General features: G+C 71.4%; 18 protein-coding genes. 6 read left to right on the top strand and 12 right to left on the bottom strand.

What is annotated here, in order from left to right; all coding sequences use genetic code 11:
* The first annotated feature begins 17 nt into the window (after nt 1–17).
* Together J5V96_RS14315 and J5V96_RS14310 are read left to right on the top strand one after the other, a co-directional pair.
* The gene (locus J5V96_RS14315) at nt 18–1,172 is read left to right on the top strand and encodes a M4 family metallopeptidase (protein ID WP_208504533.1); all 1,155 of its coding nucleotides are present in this window, start codon (nt 18–20) and stop codon (nt 1,170–1,172) included.
* Nucleotides 1,173–1,182: 10 nt separating this feature from the next.
* Nucleotides 1,183–1,470: a protealysin inhibitor emfourin gene (locus tag J5V96_RS14310; RefSeq protein ID WP_208504531.1), complete on the top strand. Its 288-nt coding sequence runs from the start codon at nt 1,183–1,185 to the stop codon at nt 1,468–1,470.
* Between the two features lie 79 nt (nt 1,471–1,549).
* On the opposite strand, the gene J5V96_RS14305 is transcribed toward J5V96_RS14310, so the two are convergent.
* The 3 genes from J5V96_RS14305 to pepN all read right to left on the bottom strand — a co-directional run bounded on the left by J5V96_RS14305 (nt 1,550) and on the right by pepN (nt 6,314).
* Nucleotides 1,550–2,938, bottom strand: a complete 1,389-nt coding sequence (locus tag J5V96_RS14305; RefSeq protein ID WP_236014824.1) for an FtsX-like permease family protein — start codon at nt 2,936–2,938, stop codon at nt 1,550–1,552.
* Nucleotides 2,935–3,696 carry an ABC transporter ATP-binding protein gene (locus J5V96_RS14300; protein ID WP_208504529.1) on the bottom strand — a complete coding sequence of 254 codons (762 nt, stop codon included), beginning with the start codon at nt 3,694–3,696 and terminating at the stop codon, nt 2,935–2,937. Before J5V96_RS14300 ends, J5V96_RS14305 begins: the two co-directional genes overlap by 4 nt.
* Nucleotides 3,697–3,839: 143 nt before the next feature.
* Entirely contained in the window at nt 3,840–6,314 is a 2,475-nt protein-coding gene (gene pepN, locus J5V96_RS14295; protein WP_208504527.1) for an aminopeptidase N, read from the bottom strand.
* 121 nt (nt 6,315–6,435) lie between these two features.
* Between pepN and J5V96_RS14290 the strand changes: the two genes are divergently transcribed.
* The 4 genes from J5V96_RS14290 to J5V96_RS14275 all read left to right on the top strand — a co-directional run bounded on the left by J5V96_RS14290 (nt 6,436) and on the right by J5V96_RS14275 (nt 11,080).
* A complete protein-coding gene (locus J5V96_RS14290; protein ID WP_208504525.1) occupies nt 6,436–7,305 on the top strand; it encodes a DUF72 domain-containing protein in 870 nt (289 codons plus the stop codon).
* Entirely contained in the window at nt 7,298–7,861 is a 564-nt protein-coding gene (locus J5V96_RS14285; RefSeq protein WP_307793657.1) for a ribonuclease H family protein, read from the top strand. The genes J5V96_RS14290 and J5V96_RS14285 overlap by 8 nt, the downstream gene beginning before the upstream one ends.
* 384 nt (nt 7,862–8,245) lie before the next feature.
* The gene (locus J5V96_RS14280) at nt 8,246–9,862 is read left to right on the top strand and encodes an HNH endonuclease signature motif containing protein (RefSeq protein WP_208504522.1); all 1,617 of its coding nucleotides are present in this window, start codon (nt 8,246–8,248) and stop codon (nt 9,860–9,862) included.
* Nucleotides 9,863–9,955: 93 nt separating this feature from the next.
* Nucleotides 9,956–11,080, top strand: a complete 1,125-nt coding sequence (locus J5V96_RS14275) for an NAD(P)-binding domain-containing protein (RefSeq protein WP_208504520.1) — start codon at nt 9,956–9,958, stop codon at nt 11,078–11,080.
* 44 nt (nt 11,081–11,124) lie between these two features.
* Here J5V96_RS14275 and phnN read toward each other — a convergent pair whose 3' ends face one another.
* The 9 genes from phnN to phnG are packed head-to-tail and all read right to left on the bottom strand — an operon-like array spanning nt 11,125 to nt 18,225.
* Nucleotides 11,125–11,682: a phosphonate metabolism protein/1,5-bisphosphokinase (PRPP-forming) PhnN gene (gene phnN, locus J5V96_RS14270; RefSeq protein ID WP_208504518.1), complete on the bottom strand. Its 558-nt coding sequence runs from the start codon at nt 11,680–11,682 to the stop codon at nt 11,125–11,127.
* The gene (locus tag J5V96_RS14265; protein ID WP_208504516.1) at nt 11,679–12,863 is read right to left on the bottom strand and encodes an alpha-D-ribose 1-methylphosphonate 5-triphosphate diphosphatase; all 1,185 of its coding nucleotides are present in this window, start codon (nt 12,861–12,863) and stop codon (nt 11,679–11,681) included. The genes phnN and J5V96_RS14265 overlap by 4 nt, the downstream gene beginning before the upstream one ends.
* The gene (locus tag J5V96_RS14260) at nt 12,860–13,543 is read right to left on the bottom strand and encodes a DUF1045 domain-containing protein (RefSeq protein ID WP_208504514.1); all 684 of its coding nucleotides are present in this window, start codon (nt 13,541–13,543) and stop codon (nt 12,860–12,862) included. The genes J5V96_RS14265 and J5V96_RS14260 overlap by 4 nt, the downstream gene beginning before the upstream one ends.
* Nucleotides 13,540–14,295 carry a phosphonate C-P lyase system protein PhnL gene (phnL, locus tag J5V96_RS14255; RefSeq protein WP_208504513.1) on the bottom strand — a complete coding sequence of 252 codons (756 nt, stop codon included), beginning with the start codon at nt 14,293–14,295 and terminating at the stop codon, nt 13,540–13,542. Before phnL ends, J5V96_RS14260 begins: the two co-directional genes overlap by 4 nt.
* A 2-nt stretch (nt 14,296–14,297) precedes the next feature.
* Nucleotides 14,298–15,083: a phosphonate C-P lyase system protein PhnK gene (phnK, locus tag J5V96_RS14250; RefSeq protein ID WP_208504511.1), complete on the bottom strand. Its 786-nt coding sequence runs from the start codon at nt 15,081–15,083 to the stop codon at nt 14,298–14,300.
* Nucleotides 15,080–15,958: an alpha-D-ribose 1-methylphosphonate 5-phosphate C-P-lyase PhnJ gene (locus J5V96_RS14245; protein ID WP_208504509.1), complete on the bottom strand. Its 879-nt coding sequence runs from the start codon at nt 15,956–15,958 to the stop codon at nt 15,080–15,082. The genes phnK and J5V96_RS14245 overlap by 4 nt, the downstream gene beginning before the upstream one ends.
* Nucleotides 15,951–17,093, bottom strand: a complete 1,143-nt coding sequence (locus tag J5V96_RS14240) for a carbon-phosphorus lyase complex subunit (protein WP_208504507.1) — start codon at nt 17,091–17,093, stop codon at nt 15,951–15,953. The genes J5V96_RS14245 and J5V96_RS14240 overlap by 8 nt, the downstream gene beginning before the upstream one ends.
* Entirely contained in the window at nt 17,093–17,743 is a 651-nt protein-coding gene (gene phnH / locus J5V96_RS14235) for a phosphonate C-P lyase system protein PhnH (protein ID WP_208504505.1), read from the bottom strand. Before phnH ends, J5V96_RS14240 begins: the two co-directional genes overlap by 1 nt.
* The gene (gene phnG, locus J5V96_RS14230) at nt 17,740–18,225 is read right to left on the bottom strand and encodes a phosphonate C-P lyase system protein PhnG (protein WP_208504495.1); all 486 of its coding nucleotides are present in this window, start codon (nt 18,223–18,225) and stop codon (nt 17,740–17,742) included. Before phnG ends, phnH begins: the two co-directional genes overlap by 4 nt.
* Between the last annotated feature and the right edge of the window lie 103 nt (nt 18,226–18,328).

Raw genomic sequence — 18,328 nt, 5'->3', positions numbered from 1 at the left:
CGTGCCAGGGTCGGAGCATGACAGGCCTCCTCCCCCACCGCGGCCCCGATCGCTCGCCACACCACGGCGCCCGCTATGGCATCGTGCCGCCGTTCCTCCTCGCTCGCATCGCGCAGAGCGAGGGCGAGCTGTCGGATGCGCCGGAGGCGGCGCGACGCACGCTCGGCATCGACGAGCCCTTCCGGCAGGGGCGCGTCGAGCGTGACCAGCCGGGCCTGATCCGGCACTCCACCCGCGCAGAGCTGCGTCAGACGGTGACAGGCTCCACCGACCCCGGATGGCCTGACCGCCTCATCTTCGACGGGCACGGGACCGAGGACCTGCCCGGCACCCCCGTGCGCGCCGAGGGCGAGCCCGCGTCCGACGACGTCGCGGTCAACGAGGCCTATGACGGCCTCGGCGAGACGTACGCCCTGTTCTGGGACGCCTACGAACGCGACTCGATCGACGGATCCGGCATGCGCCTCGACGCCACGGTCCACTTCGGCGAGCGCTACGACAACGCGTTCTGGGACGGGGCCCGCATGGTGTTCGGCGACGGCGATGGTGAGGTGTTCCGGGGGTTCACCGGATCGATCAGCATCATCGGCCACGAGCTGGCGCACGGCGTCACCGAGCGCACGGCGAACCTCGTCTACCAGGGACAGTCGGGAGCACTCAACGAGCACCTCTCCGATGTGTTCGGCGCCCTCGTCGAGCAGCGGGTGCACAAGCAGACGGCGGATCAGGCGACCTGGCTCGTCGGAGCGGGCATCTTCACCGAGACGGTGCACGGCGAGGCCATCCGGTCGATGAAGGCCCCCGGCACGGCCTACGACGATCCGGTGCTCGGCAAGGATCCGCAGCCGGCCCACATGCGCGACTACGTCGACACGCAGGACGACAACGGCGGGGTGCACATCAACTCGGGCATCCCCAACCGGGCGTTCGTGGCGGTGGCCGAGGCCCTCGGCGGGCATGCCTGGGAGCGCGCGGGCCGCGTCTGGTTCGAGACGCTCACGGGCGAGCGGTTGACGGCCACGGCCACCTTCTCGCAGTTCGCCGCGGCCACCGCGGTGGTGGCGGCCGAGCTGTACGGCGCGGGTTCCGACGAGTCCGCCGCGGTGCGCGCTGCGTGGGAGCTGGTGGGAGTCGCGCCCGGCCGTGTGCGGGAGAAGATGCTTCGCGAGTAACCTCGCGACCATGAGGATCACCGTGGTGCGCACCGGCGGTTTCGCGGGCCTGCGCACCAGCTGGACGGTGCACATCGAGGCGCAGCCCGACCGCCGCGAGTGGCGGGAGCTCGTCTCCTCGCTGCCCTGGGACGACACTCCCCCCGAGGGGCACGGCGAGCCCGACCGCTACGTCTACCGCATCTCGTGCGAGCCGCACGAGGTGGTGCTCGGCGAACGGGCGCTCGAGGGCCCGTGGCGGGTGCTCGTCGACCGTGTGCGGGACGCCGCCGCGGTGGAGCGGGATCCGGACGGCTGAGCTGCCCGCGCCGAGCCGCGTCAGCCGCGAATGGCCGCTGTCTCGAGCGAGACAGCGGCCATTCGGGGCAAAGGGCGGGTTATTCGGCGCGGTCCGGCTGCGCGAGAACGCGGGTGAGCACCGGACGCGTAGCGCGCAGGGCCAACCAGACCAGGGTGATGCCGGCCGCGAAGCACAGCCCGATCACCAGCAGCGACAGCGGCGCGATGATGATCGCCATGCCCACGAGGGGGAAGACGAGCACCCCGCCCACCAGCGCCGAGGCGATGACGGTGAACAGCAGCGGCGCCATCGTGGCGCGCGTGCGTGCCGCCTCCATGACGTCGCGGGGCATGCCGATCCGGTCGAGCGCGACGTGCAGTCCGCGGCGATCGAGGATCGCGGCGGCGGCGTTGACGCCCACGGAGCAGGCCACCATCGCGAACGACACCGCGAGCGTGAGCAGCACCCCCGTGAGGATGTCGCGCATCAGCACTTCGCCGTCCTGGATGTCGCCGACCAGGGCGGTCGCCGAGCCGGCGACCACCGCCACGAACGACGTCATCGCGACGCCGCCGACCTGACGCCAGGCGGCCTTCGGGGACTCGAGCACCGTGCGCGCCGCGATGAGGCGCGGCGCGGTCTTCGCCCGCTTCACCTGCGCCTTCGCGAACATCCCGATCAGCCACGGGCCGAGCGCATTGAGCGCTGCCATGCCCGCCCCGAAGACGCCGGCGATGACGAAGGCGTACATCACGCCCGCCTGGAGGGCGGGCACGTTGAGCGCGAGGAAGCCCGCGAAGATCACCGCCGCCGCGATCACCACGCGCACCCAGTGCAGCTTCGGGGCGTCCGTGCGGGCGCGCACACCGAGAGGCGACACGACCACCTGGCGCAGGCCGACGGCCGCGCTCACCGCGGCGAGCAGCGCGACGCCGATCACCACCACCGGGATCCACGGCACGGCCGCCAGCAGCTGCACCGCCCCGATGGGACCGCCACCGAACGACACCAGGCCGACCAGCGGGGTCAGCGCGAAGAAGAGCACCACACCGGCGAGCGCCCCGACGAGCGCCACCCCCGCCGACTCGAGCACGGTCATGCCGCTCACCGTCGCGGTGGTCGCGCCCAGGAGGCGCAGGGTGGCGAGCCGGTCGTCGCGACGACGGGCCGACAGGCGGGCCGCTGCGCCGCCGAGCGAGACGAGCGGAATGACCAGCACGGCGAGCGCGATCACACTGAGCAGCTGATAGACGGGGGCGTCGATGGTGTCCTCGAGCGTCCAGCTCCAGAACATCAGCGTGCCGCCCAGCACGATGAGCATCAGCGCCGTGGTGACGGCGAAGGCGATGGCCGGCAGGATCAGCGCGGCGCCGCTCTGCGCGGAGGGGCGCGAGAGCAGCCACGTGAGGCGTGCCACCGGCGCGCGGCCGGTGGCGGGCGCGAGCGGTGCCGGGGCGAGGGCCATGGGCGCTGTCGCGGCGCTCATCGTGCGGCCTCGCCGGTCGATGCGATCTGAGACGCCGACACCGGCGCCGGAACCGCAGCCCGAGCGGGCGCCGCAGCCGGCGCGATCCGGCCGTCCTGCATCCGGATCACCCGGGTGCAGCGCGCGGCGACATTCGGGTCGTGCGTCACGACGACGAGCGCGTGGCCCCTGCTGAGCGTGGAATCGAGGAGCGCGGACATCACGTCAGCCGACGTGGCCGAGTCGAGCGCACCGGTCGGCTCATCCGCGAAAACGATGCGCGCCCCGGTGGCCTGCGCGCGGGCGATCGCCACACGCTGCGCCTGGCCGCCCGAGAGCTGGCCGATGCGACGCTGCTCCATACCCGCCAACCCCAGAGCGGCGAGCCAGCTGCCCGCGTGCGCCTCCGCCGCGGCGCGGGGGTGCCCCGTCAGCAGCAGCGGCAGCGCGACGTTCTCCACGGCCGTGAGCTCCGGAATCAGCAGCCCCTGCTGGAACACGAAGCCGAACTCCTCGCGTCGCAGCCGCGAGCGCTCCTTGTCGCTGAGCTCATCGATGCGGATGCGGCCGATCGCGGCGTTGAGCAGGACCGATCCGGTGTCTGCGGTCAGGATGCCGGCGAGCGTGTGCAGCAGCGTCGTCTTTCCCGAGCCGGAGGCGCCCATGATCGCGACGGCCTCCCCCGCGCGCACCTCGAGGCTGACGTCGTCGAGGGCGCGGGTGGTGCCATAGCTCTTGACCAGGCCGGACGCGGACAGGATCACGGGGTTGTCGTTCATGCTTCCAGCCTCGCGATCGCGGGCGCTCAGCGGATCGGTCCGCGGGGCGATCCGGGTCATCCTCGCGATGTATCTGCTGCGCGGAGGCCGCCGCGTCGCGACCCGCTCGTTCCTCTCTCGCTCGACGAGCGAGGCGCGCCGCCCTACTGCGCGGCGCGCACGCGGAGATCCCGCGCCAGATGGTCGCGCTGCTCGACGACCACGCGGCGCAAGGCCGCGGGGGCGTCCTCGTTGGCGGCGAGCCAGGCGTCGACGGGCTCGAGCGAGTCGGCGGCCGGGAAGAAGCCCACGACCAGCCGCTTGGCGATCTCGATGCTGCGCTCCGACCAGGCATCGCGGATCCGGGCGAAGTACTCGTCATCGAACGAGGCGATGAGCGCGCGCGAGTCGCCGGTGCGGAACCCGCCGATCGTCGCATCGAGGTGGTCGTTCGTGAGCGTGTGGTCGTCCCATGCCGATACCCACGCGGCGGCGCGCACCTGGGCGTCGGGCCGGGCGGCGAGCACCCGGATCTGCGCGGTGCGCCCCGTGGCGGTGTCGTCGCGGGTGAGCTCCTTCTCGGCGTCGAGCACCGAGGCGTGGCCGGTGGCGGAGAGCGACGTGAGCAGAGCCCAGCGCAGGTCGGCGTCGAGCTCGAGGGGCGTCTCCGCGCCCGCGAGCCACCCGATGAGCGAGGCGGCGTGGGTGTCGGCGTAGGCGGCCGCGGCAGCCAGCGCACGCGCCCAGACGAGCTGCGCATCGCCGGTCTCGTGGTGGGTGGTCTGCTCCCATGTGGTCTGCAGCCACGCTTCGCGCTCGGCCGCCCGGTCCGCGTCGGCGACGTAGTGGCCGACCGCGAACGCGGCGTTGGCGGTGGCGGCCGTGAGCAGTCCGATGTGCGTCTCGCGCGGGGCGTGCCGGCGCACGATCTCGAGGTAGCGGCGGGCCGGCAGGTCGCCGTCCCGCGTGGCGTTCCACAGCGCCGACCACACGAGGCCGCGCGCGAGCGCGTCGTCGATGCCCGACAGTCCGGCCTCGACCGCGTCGAGCGAGCGCTCGTCGAGCCGCGCCTTGGCGTAGGTGAGGTCGGTGTCGTTGATGAGGATCAGATCCGCGTCCGGCAGCTCCAGCGCGGTGCGTGCGTCGACGAGATCCGTCTCGACGAGATCCGTGCGCACGAGGTGGTCGTCCTGCCACGACCAGCAGCCGATCGCGAGGCGGTGCGGGCGCGGGTCGGTCTGGATGAGCTCCCGTGTCTCGCGGTCGTAGACGATCGTCGACATGCCGGTCGTCTCGAGCCAGGCCGCCGACCAGGACGTGAGGTCTCGTCCGGACGCGTCGGAGAGCTCGGCGAGCAGATCCGCGAGAGTGGTGTTGCCATATGCGTGTCGCTGGAAGTACCGGCGGGCGCCCTCGAAGAAGGCGTCCTCCCCCACATACGCCACGAGCTGCTTGAGCACCGACGCGCCCTTGGCGTAGGTGATGCCGTCGAAGTTGAGCTTCGCCGCCTCGAGATCGGGGATGTCCGCGACGATCGGGTGAGTGCTCGGCAGCTGGTCCGCCTGGTAGGCCCAGGCCTTTCGGCGCGCGGCGAACGACACCCAGGCGTCGGTGAAGCGCGTGGCTGCGGTCGACGCGTGCGATCCCATGTAGTCGGCGAACGACTCCTTCAGCCACAGGTCGTCCCACCAGCGCATGGTGACGAGGTCGCCGAACCACATGTGCGCCATCTCGTGCAGGATCGTGTTCGCCCGGGCTTCGTGCTGCGCCTGCGTGGAGGCGCCGCGGAACACATACGCCTCGGTGAAGGTGACGAGCCCGGGGTTCTCCATGGCGCCGAGGTTGTACTCCGGCACGAACACCTGGTCGTACGTGGACCACGGATAGGGGAAGCCGAAGGCGTCGTCGTAGAAGTCGAGCCCCTGGCGCGTGATCTCGAGGATCTCCTCGGCGTCGAAGTGCTCATGCAGCGAGGCTCGGCAGTATGCCCCGAGCGGAATGCGCTGGTCGCCCTTGACCCACTCGCCCGTCACGCGGTGGTACGGCCCGGCCACCACCGCCGTGATGTAGCTCGAGATCGGCAGCGTCTCGGCGAACTGCACGGTCTGCACGCCGATGCCCTGGTCGACCTTCGCGACGGCCTGATTCGACAGCACGACCCAGCCCGCAGGAGCCGACACCACGAAGGTGTAGCGCGCCTTGAGGTCGGGCTGCTCGAAGCACGCCATGACCCTGCGCGCGTCCGCCGGCTCGTACTGGGTGTACAGATACGCCTGGCCATCGACCGGGTCCACGAAGCGGTGCAGGCCCTCGCCCGAGCGGCTGAAGGCGCCCACCGCCTCGACGCGCACCTCGTTGTCGACACCCAGACCGCGGATGCGGATGCGGGCGCCGTCCCACTCGACCGGCTGCTCGGTGCCATTCACGACGACGCGCTCGACGCGCTCGCCGAGGAAGTCCAGCCACGTCTCCTCCGCCGTGCTCTCGAAGGCGAGGGTCGTGGCGGTTGCGAAACCGGAACGCAGCGGATCCGGCGCCGTCGTCAGATCCAGTTCCACGCGCACCGCGTGGAGCGCGATCGCGGCGGACCGCGCGGCGGTCTCCTCGCGGGTGAGATTGGCGGCTTCGTGGGCACTCATGTCGTCATGCTGTCACGCGAACCCGGCTCTCGTCAGGAGGATTCACACAGGCGGCGGGATGCTGGGCGCGTCTGTCAAGCCCGGTTCGCTCGGGCGGCGCAGTCCGTACGGTCGGATCACGATGAGCGGTCAGAGTGCACGCGGGCGGGTATGGGTGGGCGTCTCGGGGTGGCGCTACCCCAGCTGGCGCGGCGACTTCTATCCGCGCGGGCTCGTGCAGCGGCGCGAGCTCGAGTACATCGGCACGCAGATGCCGAGCGCCGAGATCAACGGCTCGTTCTACTCGCTGCAGCGGCCGTCGAGCTACGTGCACTGGGCGGAGGCGGTGCCCGACGGCTTCGTGTTCGCGGTCAAGGGCCCGCGGTACATCACCCATATGCTGCGCCTGCGCAGCGCGGGCACGGCCCTGGCGAACTTCTTCGCGTCCGGGCCCCTGGCGCTCGGACGCAAGCTCGGACCGATCCTGTGGCAGCTGCCCGCGCGCCACCCGTTCGAGCCCGCGGTGCTCGATGCGTTCCTGGCCTCCCTGCCGCGCACCACCGGCGCGGCGCTCGAGATCGCGCGCGGACACGACCAGCGTATGGAGGGACGCACCTGGCTCGCCGACGACGAGGGCGATCGGCCGCTGCGGCACTCGCTGGAGCCGCGATCCGAGTCCTTCGCCGATCCGGTCTTCGCGGACATCCTGCGTGAGCACGACGTCTCGCTGACCGTCGCCGACACCGCGGGCACGTTCCCGCTCTTCGATGAGGTGACCGCCTCCGATCACGTGTACGTGCGGCTGCACGGCTCGCAGGAGCTGTATCTCAGCGGCTACACCGACGAAGAGCTGGACGAATGGGCCGCGCGCATCCAGGCGTGGACCGACGGATCCGGATGCCCCGATGGGCGCCCCCGCGACGTGTACGTCTACTTCGACAACGACGGACGCGGAAGGGCGCCGCATGACGCGGTCGCCCTCGCGGCGCGGTTACCGTTGACAGGTGCCTGAAACTCCCCTCGTCGACGCGTACACGATCGCCACGGACGGCGCCTGCCAGGGCAACCCCGGCCCGTGCGGATGGGCGTGGGTCGGCGAGGACGGGCAGTGGGCCGCGGGGGCGATCCCGCAGGGCACCAACAACATCGGCGAGCTCACGGCGCTGCTGCGCGGCATCCAGCACAACGCGCACGTGAAGCACCTCACGATCCAGGCCGACTCGATGTACGCCATCAACACCTACGGGTCGTGGATGGACGGCCACAAGCGTCGCGGCTGGAAGACCTCGGCCAAGCAGCCGGTGAAGAACGTGGATCTGCTCGAGGCGCTCATCGAGGCCCGCGACGCGCGCCGGGCGGCCGGGCTTCCCGACGTCATCCTCGAGCACGTGCGCGGTCACGCGGGCCACCGCCTCAACAGCTGGGCCGACGAGCGCTGCGTGCGCGCCGCCACGCACGCTGCCAAGGGCGTCGAGGGCTTCTGGGAGTCGCGCGGCGGCGCCCATCCGGCGCTCGATGTCACCGTCGACCCTCCGCGCAGCGCGCAGGACAAGGTGCGCAAGCGCTGATCCGTCGGGCGCGGCCCCCGCTACCCCTCCCCCGCTCGTCGAGCGAGCGGAGCGAGTCGAGACGCCCGGGCCCGGCGCAGGCAGGTTCCCTCCTCGTTCGTCGAGCGAGCGGAGCGAGTCGAGCCGCCCCGAACCCGGCGCAGGCAGGTTCCCTCCTCGTTCGTCGAGCGAGCGGAGCGAGTCGAGACGCCCCGCACCCCTGCGTAGGCAGGTTCCCATCTCGTTCGTCGAGCGAGCGGAGCGAGTCGAGACGCCCCGAACCCGGCGCAGGCACATCGCGGCGCGACGCTCGCGCTCGTTCGTCCACACGCAGGAATGGGCGAACCACCTCTCCAGCCTGGTTTGATTCGAACAAATGTCCGAACCTCGTGGGACAATAGCCCCATGCCCACCTTCACCGATTCCCCGCCTCTCACCTGGGATTTCACCCCGGATGAGCGGTCGCGTGCGCGGGCGGGCATTGCGGAGCTTGCGGCGATCCGCACCGCCCGGGCGGTGCTGGATGCGCGGGAGGCGCGTGCGCAAGCAGGCCTGATGCAGATCGCCCTCGACCTACTCGGGCGGATGCCACGCGCGTCGGATTATGCGTTCCCGGTGCGGTCGATGGCCGCTGAGGTGGCGCTGGCGTTGAAGGAATCACCGCGCACGATGGAAGCGCGCCTGGACAGCGCCTACGACCTCGTGGTCCGGTTCCCCGCCACGACCACCGCACTCGAGGAGGGGCGGATCACGCAGCGTCACGCCCGAGAGATCGTCGAGGCCGGCTCCCGCATCGCCGACGACTCCACCCGGGCGGCGTTCGAGGCGGACATCCTCCCGATCGCCGAGCGCAGCACCCCGTCTCGGATGAAGCGTCAGGCTGTGCAGGTGGCCGAGCGGCATGATCCCGAGCCGATCCAGGAGCGGCACGACAGGGCCCGCGCCGATCGGCGCGTGTATGTCGTGGATCTGCCGGAGGGGATGGCGGAGCTGCGCATCCTCACCACCGCCGTCCGCGCCCGCGCCATGCACGACCGCCTCACCGCACAGGCGAAGGTCGTCGCCCGCGACAACCGCGCCGCCGCCCGCGCCCAGAACGCAACAACGACCGCACCGACCGCCGCGCCCGAGGCCACCGGCACAACCACGGCAACAACCTCCGCATCACCCGCTGCGCCGCGAGTGCTCGCTGCGATCCGCCCCACCGGCGCGCCCGAGGACATCGGTCGGGGTATCGACGCACCCGCTGCCGACACCACTGACGCGCCCGCGAGCTCAAGTGAGACCCATGGCGCGCGCGAGAACTCAAATAGGGCCACCATCGACGCGGACGCCATCACCCCCGACTCGGCTCCCACCGAGCCGGGCCTCGCCGCTCCCGCCCCCGCCGACTCTGCCCACACGGAGTCGGGCGCCCCCACCGAACCGGGCACCGATGATCGTCGCCTCGGTCAGCTGCGTGCCGACCTCGCCACCGACCTCCTCTTCACCGGCGAGCCCACGGCTCACGACCTCGACGCCCACATCACCGCCACCGTCGAAGTCACCATCCCCGTCACCACCCTCCTCGGCCTCGACGACGGGCCCGCCCTCCTCGACGGATACGGTCCCATCGACCCCGACACCGCCCGCCGGCTCGCCGCCCGAAGCCCCGGATGGGAACGCGTCTTCCTCCACCCCGACACCCGAGCGCTGCTCACCGTCGACCACTACACCCCCACCGCCGCCCAACGCCGCCTCCTGCTCGCCCGCGACAAAACCTGCCGCCTGCCCGGATGCGCCACAAAGGCCAAGCACACCGACATCGACCACACCGTCCCCTACTCGGCAGGTGGACCCACCAGCGTGCACAACCTCGCCTGCCTCTGCGAAGGCCACCACATGATGAAGCACCACGCCCCCTGGACATTCCACAACCACGGGCACGGCCACTTCACCATCACCACCCCCTGCGGCTACACCTACAACGACGATCCACCCGCCATCCACACAACCCCGGTGGAGACCTCCGCCCCGTTCTAGGACGGACGGGATAGCACCATGACATCGGCACCGAGAAGGCCGGCCTATGCGCCCGCACGGAATGCGCCGCCGCCGCACGCGGTTGACTTCGGCATGAACCCGCGCACCGCCACCGTCGTCGTCATCGGCGCGGGGCAGGCGGGGCTCTCCGCCGCGTTCCACCTGAACCGCGGTGGGTTCGCCAGCGCGCTCACCTCACCCGACGCCCCGCGCTCGTACGTCGTTCTCGACGCGAACCCCGCCCCCGGCGGCGCGTGGCAGCACCGGTGGCCGTCGCTGACGGTGCGCAACCTCAACCGCATCTTCGACCTTCCGGGGCTCGCGCAGCCGCGGATGGATCCGGACGAACCGAGCAGCGCCGCGGTGCCCCGGTACTTCGCAGGATTCGAGGAGCAGTACGGCTTCCCGATCCTGCGTCCCGTGCGGGTGCTCTCCGTCGACTACGCCGACGACGACGAGGACGGCGATCTGCTCGTCGAGACCGATCAGGGCACGTGGCGCACGCGAGCGGTCATCAACGCGACCGGCACATGGAACAACCCCGTGCTCCCCGTCTACCCCGGCGCCGAGACCTTCCGCGGCCGCCAGCTGCACACCCGCGACTACGGACGCCTCGAGGATTTCGCGCCCGTCGACGGGCGGCGCCAGCGGATCGCGATCGTCGGCGGCGGGATCTCGGCGGTGCAGCAGCTCGAGGAGATCTCCCGCGTCGCCGACACGCGCTGGTACACGCGCCGCGAACCGGTGTTCCTCGAGGGCGAGTTCGACCCCGAGACCACGGGCCGCGCCACCATCGACAAGGTGACAGCGGATGTCGAGGCGGGGCGCCCGACCGGAAGCGTCGTCGGCTACACCGGGCTCGGCTGGGGCGCCGCGGCCCGCGCGGCCCGCGACCGGGGTGTGCTTGTGCGCCGCCCGATGTTCACGGCGATCGAGCCCGATGGCGTGCGCGAGGCAGACGGATCCTTCACCCCGCTCGATGCGATCCTCTGGGCCACCGGCTTCCGGGCCGACCTGCGCCACCTCGACCCCCTCTACCTGCGCAACGAGCTCGAGGGCATCACCATGCGCGGCACACAGGTCGCCGGCGAGCCGCGTGTGCACCTCATCGGGTTCGGCCCGTCCCAGTCGACCGTCGGCGCCAATCGGGCCGGGCGGGCGGCCGTCGCCGCGGTCACGCGCTACCTCGACGACGGGCTCGCCGAGGACGTGGCCTGACCCGCGCCTCCGACAACCCGAGCCTCCTCAGCCGGCGACTCGGATCAGCGTGCCGGCGCCCCGGTTCGCACCGAGCGCAGGAAGTCGAGCAGCTGCGCGCCAGCATCCGCGAGCGCGCCGCCGTTCACGATCTCGAGGTCGACGGGGAAGTCCGGGGCCGGGTCGATACGATCGAGGCGGGCCTGCGCGTCGGCGGAGGTCTCGCGGCCGCGAGCGAGGATGCGGGCGCGACGCACCTCGTCGGGCACAGCGATCCGCACCGAATACGCGCGTCCGAAGGTCTCCTCGAGCCTCGGAAGCGTCTCGCGCGACACGTTGCCGACCACGACCCAGCCATCGGCGATCGCGTCGAGGACCGACGCGGACACCCCGTAGGCGAGGCCATGCGCGCGCCAGGACAGCGCGAATCGTCCGGCCGCCTCGGCCGCCGCGAAGTCGGCCTCGGTCACCGGTACGTGATCCTCCCCCGGCCCCGAAGGGCGGGTGATGACGCGGCGCGGGAACAGGTAGCGCGACGTGCTCAGTCGCTCGCGCGTCCATCCGAGCACCGCGTCCTTGCCGGATCCGGAGGGACCCGTGATCGCGACGAACGCGCCGGTCATGCGACGCGCACGCCCTCGCGCCAGACGCCGCGCACGATCGGCACCGGCGCACCGAGCGGGTGCTGCTCGGACGGAGCCTCGTCATACGCGTGCACCCGGATCAGGTCGGCGCGCTTGCCGATGCCGATCGTCCCGCGGTCATGCAGTCCGACCGCCGCGGCCGGATTGGCGCTGATGAGCTTCGACGCCTGCGAGAGAGTGACGTCGCCGCGCGCGAAGAGCAGGAACGCCGCCTGCAGCGGGCTGGCGGGCACGTAGTCGCTCGACAGGATGTCGAGCAGCCCGGCGGCCAGCAGCTCCGACGCCGCGACGTTGCCCGAGTGGGATCCCCCGCGCACGATGTTCGGCGCGCCCATCACGATGAGCTGGCCCACGGAGCGCGCGTGGCGGGCGGCCTCCACCGTGGTCGGGAACTCCGAGATGAGGCCGCCGAGCGCCTTCGACTCGTCGACGTGCGCCTGCGTGGCGTCGTCGTGGGCGGCGATCGCGATGCCGCGGGCGGCGGCGCGCTCCGCCATCTGCTTCCGGTGCGGCACCGCGTACTCGGCCGAGAGCTTGTGCAGGGCCACCACGTGCGCGTCGAACTCGTCATTCGTCAGGCGCCCCTTGCCGACCATGTAGGTGCGGAAGGCCTCGACGTCGGCGTACTGGCGCTGGCCCGGAGTGTGATCCATCAGCGAGACCATGCGCACGCGCTCGTGGACGCCGACCTCGTCGAACACGTCGACGACATCCGGCGTCGAGACCTCGCAGCGCAGGTGCACGAAGTGGTCGGCCCGCAGCAGGCCGCTGTCGGCCGCGTGCACCACGGCCTCGACGAGCGTGCGCGCGTTCTTGGCCATGTTGTTGCCGTCGGTCGGGCCGGTGCCGATGCGCAGGGCGTCGAGCACTGTGGTCATCCCCGAGGCCGCCATCTGCGCGTCGTGTGCGATCACCGCGGGGATCGGATCCCAGTAGCGCTTCGGGCGCGGCTGGAAGTGCGCCTCGACCTGGTCGGTGTGCACCTCGACGATGCCCGGCATCAGGAAGTCCCCGCCGACATCCTCGCCGCCGGAAGCCCCGACGGCCGAGCCGCCCGACGAGATGTCGGCGATCATCCCGTCGGCGACGCGGACGGATCCGAGGATCACCTCATCGTCGAGCACGATCCGGGCATTGGTGAAGACGGTCTCGTTGCTCATGCGTGTGCTCCCGGGGCGCTGTTCTCGGCGAACGGATGGACGGAGAGGATCTCGAAATCGGCACCGGGTCCGCGCTCGACGAACAGGGCGATCGCGCGCAGCGGCACGTCAACGCCGGTGAGGGCGGAGAAGTGCGTCTCGAGGGCCGCGTCGACCTCGTCGGCGGCTTCGGGCGGCACCGGATCCGTCAGGGTCAGGTGGAACCGGAACTCGTCGAGCACGTACGGGTAGCCGTATCGCTCGAAGAGCTCACGCTGGCGCGGGGTGAGGCGCTCCGGCCGACGGCGTGCGACGTCGGCTTCGGTGAGCGGGGCGCGGAACGCCTCGAACGCGCGCACCGCATCTTCCGCCAGCGTCGCGATGTCGGATTCGTCACCCGAGGCGATGAGCGCACGGAAGTGCCCGAGCCTCGCCACCCGCGGCGAGCGCAGCACGACCTCGTGACGTCCGGCGGCGAACGCGTCGGCCGCCGCGCGCAGCTCCTCCTCGGTGCGCCCCTCTGCGAGGCGGAAGGGCGCCTTCAGCGTGCCGTGGAAGCCGTAGCGGCGGGGCCCCAGCGTGCGATCGCGGAGGTCGGGTCGGGCGAACCACGCCTCGGCCGCCGCGCGCAGGGCGGCGCCCTCGGGCTCCGCGGCCTCGCCCAGGGCGCCGGGGAGCGCGTAGACCGCGTAGCGCGTCATGCCCCGGCTCCGGGGGTGAAGGCCGCCACGTCGACGATCGCATCGCTCACGGCGTCGCGCACGTCATGGTCGTGGAAGATCGCCAGCATCCCGACGCCCCGGGCGAGGCGCTCGCGGATGAGCTCGATCACAACACCGCGATTGCGGGCGTCGAGCGAGGCGGTCGGCTCGTCGAGCAGCAGCAGCGGCCGCTCGGCGAGGAACCCGCGCGCGATGTTGACACGCTGCTGCTCGCCGCCGGAGAAGGTCGCCGGAGGCAGTGTCCACAGTCGCTCGGGGATCGAGAGGCGGGCGAGCATCTCCTCCGCCCGCTGGCGCGCCGCCTGGCGCTCGACGCCGCGCTCGACGAGCGGCTCGGCCACGACGTCGATCGCGGGTACGCGGGGAACAGCTCGCAGGAACTGGCTCACGTAGCCCATCGTCTCGCGTCGTGCCGCGAGTACCTCGCGCGGCTGCGCCGTGGCGAGATCCAGGGTGGCCCCTTGGTGCGCGAGCAGGATGCGCCCCGCGTGCGCCCCATAGGAGCCGTAGACCATCTTCATCACGGTGCTCTTGCCGGCACCCGACTCGCCGCCCAGCACCACGCAGGATCCGCGCGGCACGTCGAAGGTGAGCCCGGCTAGCACGGGGATCCGCTGGCGGCCCTGCAGGTGCAGCGTGAATGTCTTCCCCACACCCTGGACGCTCAGGATGGCACCCTCGGGCAAGGTGGCCGAGGGCTCGGCGGTCAGCGTGTTCGTGGGAGAAGGCATCACTACCCCTGGAGGATCGAGGAGACGAGCAGCTGGGTGTAGGCGGCCTGGGGATCATCGAGCACGCGATCCGTGAGCCCCTGTTCGATCACGGCGCCGTCCTTCATCACCAGCGTGCGGTGCGAGATGAGACGGGCGACCGCGAGGTCGTGCGTGACGATGATGACCGCGAGGCCGAGATCGGACACGAGCGAGCGGATCAGGTCGAGCAGGCGGGCCTGCACCGACACGTCGAGGCCGGAGGTCGGCTCGTCCATGAAGACGAGCCGGGGGCCGAACACGAGGTTGCGGGCGATCTGCAGACGCTGGCGCATGCCGCCCGAGAAGGTCGCCGGGGCGTCGTCGATGCGATCCAGCGGGATCTCGACACGTGCCAGCCACTCCTCGGCCTGCCGTCGGATGTCGCCGTAGTGGCGGGCGCCGTTGGCCATCAGCGGCTCGCCGATGTTGCCGCCGGCCGAGACGTGCATCCGCAGGCCGTCGGCCGGGTGCTGGTGCACAAAGCCCCACTCGGTGCGCCAGAGGCGGCGCACGTCGCGCTCGGACAGCTCCGACAGCTCGACGAGGTCGCCGCCCTGCCGGTAGCGGATGGATCCCTCATCGACCGACAGGCGCTGGGACAGCATGCCGAGCAGGGTGGACTTGCCCGATCCGGACTCGCCGACGATCGCCAGCACCTCCCCCGGCCACAGGTCAAAGCTCACGTCGCGGCAGCCGAACTTCTCGCCGTAGGTGTGGCCCGCGCTCATGACGCTCAGCAGGGGCAGCTCGTAGTCGAGCGTGTTCATGCCAGGACCTTCCCGGTCGGCGTGCCGGCGGGGCCGGATCCAGCCACTCGGCGCTCGCAGTGATCGGTGTCGGAGCACGCATACATGACCGTGCCCTTGTCGTCCATCACGATCTCGTCGAGGTAGACGCCCTCGGCGCCGCAGACGGCACACGGAGTCTCGAAGGTCTGCGGCTCGAACGGGAAGTCCTCGAAGCCGAGGCTCTCGACGTCCGTGTACGCGGGCACCGCGTAGATGCGCTTCTCACGCCCCGCGCCGAACAGGTGCATCGCAGGACTCTGGTGCAGCTTCGGGTTGTCGAAGCTCGGGATGGGAGAGGGCGCCATCACGTAGCGGCCGGCGACGAGCACGGGGTAGTCGTAGGTCTTCGCGATATGGCCGTACTTGGCGATGTCCTCGTAGAGCTTCACGTACATCAGGCCGTACTCCTCGAGGGCATGCAGGCGACGCGTCTCGGTCTCGCGCGGCTCGAGGAAGCGCAGCGGCTCGGGGATCGGCACCTGGTAGACCATGATCTGCCCGTCCACGAGGGGCGTCTCGGGGATGCGGTGACGCGTCTGGATGACCGTGGCGAGGTCGGTGCGGGTGGTGCCGCGGGCGCCCGCGACCTTCTCGAAGAACTGGCGGATCGAGACGGCGTTCGTGGTGTCGTCCGCGCCCTGGTCGATGACCTTGAGGGTGTCGGCCTGGCCGATGACGCCGGCGGTGACCTGCACGCCGCCCGTTCCCCAGCCGCGGGGCATGGGCACCTCGCGGGAGGCGAAGGGCACCTGGAAGCCCGGGACTGCGATGGCCTTGAGCAGGGCCCGGCGGATGACGCGCTTGGTCTGCTCATCGAGGTAGCCCTCGTTGTAGACGATGCGGGGCTCAGGCATGGCTGTCCTCCTTCTTGGTCCGGCGTTCGGCGCGCGCATCCCCTTCGGCCCGCGCGGCGGCGACCCGCTCCTCGAACTCCCTGTGCAGCTGGCGGATGAGCACGAGCTCCCCCTGGAAGTCGACGTAGTGCGGCAGCTTCAGGTGCTCGACGAACCCGGCGGCCTGCACGTTGTCGGCGTGGGCGATGACGAACTCCTCGTCCTGCGCCGGAGAGACCCGGCGCTCGGAGAACTCCTCTGCGCGGAGGGCGCGGTCGACGAGCGACATCGACATGGCCTTCCGCTCGGAGCGGCCGAAGACGAGACCGTAGCCGCGCGTGAACTGCGGGGCCTGATCGGCGCTGCCGACGAACTGGTTCACCATCTGGCATTCGGTGAGCTCGATGCGTCCGATCGGGATGGCCATGCCGAGCTCCGGCGCCTCGAACTCGACCTCGACCTCACCGACCCGCACTTCCCCGGCAAAGGGGTGGTTGTTGCCGTAGCCGCGCTGCGTCGAGTAGCCCAGCGCCAGCAGAAAGCCCTCGTCTCCGCGGCTCAGGGCCTGCAGGCGCTCCGCGCGCGACATCGGGAACACTGTCGGCTCGCGGGTGAGATCGGCCGGATCCGGATCCGTCCAGTCATCCGGACGATCCGGCTCGATGAGCGCGTCGACCCCGAGCAGGTCGGTGACGCGGGGCATGGCGTCGTCGCCGGAGGGCGGCGTCAGCGGATCGGTCGGGAGCTCGGGCGTGGTCAGCTCATCGGCGAGCAGACGGTGCGTGTAGTCGAACGTCGCGCCGAGCTGCTGGCCGCCGGGGATGTCCTTGAACGTCGCCGAGACGCGGCGCTCGGACGCGAGGCCCGCGGTGTCGAGGGCCTCGGTGACACCGAAGCGCGGCAGCGTTGTGCGGTACGACCGCATCAGCGTCACGGCTTCGAGCACGTCGCCCTGCGACTGCAGCAGCGCCTTGGCAGCCAGGTCGGGGTCGTACAGCGACCCCTCGGCCATCACGCGCGCGACGAGCACGCCCATCTGGTCGCGGACCTGGGCGTATCCGATCCGCTCGGATCCCGCGTCGCCCCGTCCGCGCTGCGCGAGCAGAGCGTGGGCGTTCGCGATCGCCTTCTCGCCTCCCTTGACGGCGACGTACATCAGTTCACCCTCCGGTCGTGGGTCTTGTTCTCGGCACCCTCGAGGCGGGTGCTGCGGGGCAGCCCGCGCACGATGTCGCCGTGCGCGTCGGATGCGGCGAGCACCACGTCGACGCCACGCGGGAACCGTTCGTGGTTCTGCATCCACTGTCCGAGGAACCCGCCGGGAAGCCCGGCGCCGTCCCACCGCGCCGACCCGTTGATCCCGGGACCGGTGGCGGTGAAGGATCCGACGCCCCGGGCGCCCGTGGCGTCGATGACGAGCGTCGCGGAGCGATGCGGCTCCTCGTCGGTGCCCTGCGCGAGGTCGCTCAGACGCGGTGCCGCGGAGGGCGACGAGGCCACGACGAACAGCGCGTCGCGTGCGTCGTCGACGATGCGCGCGCCCGTGTGGAAGCGCAGCCATGAGACGACATCGGTCGAGGCCCTCAGGGCCTTGTCGAGCCAGACCGGGGTCTGGTCGTCGCAGAGCGCGAGCAGGATGCCTCCCACGGCCTGGCTGAGCGGGGCCGGCGGGGCCACCACACGCGGCAGCGGCCGCGGCAGCGTCGGGCGCCCGAGCGCCTCGAGCACGCCGCGGAAGACACGCTGCGCGTCGTGCACGGGCTGCGCGAAGCCGGGCAGCTGGCCACCTCCCGACAGGCTGCTCATTCGTCGTCCTCGTCTTCCGGGCCATCGTTCTCGCGGGCGACCGTGAAGAAGTCGACGACCGTGCTGCGGGCCTGGGCCCGGGCGCGGGCGTCGCGTTCGGCCTGGGCGCTCTCGAGAGGCTCGATCACCTCGGCGAGCACGCGGTCGCGGGCGGGGCCGGCCAGCAGCGCGTCGAAGATCGCGGCGAGGCCGGCGTGCTCCGGGTGGCTGCCGAGCACATACGACGTGCCGGTGCTTTGACCCCCGGACTGCTGCACCAGGACGGTGGCGCGCGTCACGGTGGCCTCGCCCACGTGGAAGCGGTCGCCGGTGCCGCCGATTCGGCCCTGCACCATCACCAGCCCCGCCTCCGGGCCGCGCAGGTACTGCACCTCCGGCCGGTCCGGCCAGGCGTCCCACAGTCGCTGGAGATCAGCCTGCGGCGCATTGGCAAGGACGCGCGCAGTGCGGCGGCGCTCCCGGACGACATCGTGCGTCTTCATCAGCCCATCACCTCGTGTCGAGAAGTTGTCTATCTCTCTAGACAACTGAGACTGTACGCTCGGGATGTCGACCGGAAGGGGCGCAGAACGCGACCTACGGGCC

Origin of the sequence: Microbacterium stercoris, assembly GCF_017592545.1 — a bacterium.
Taxonomy (GTDB): domain Bacteria; phylum Actinomycetota; class Actinomycetes; order Actinomycetales; family Microbacteriaceae; genus Microbacterium; species Microbacterium stercoris.
This window is presented reverse-complemented; position numbering and strand designations above follow the sequence as displayed.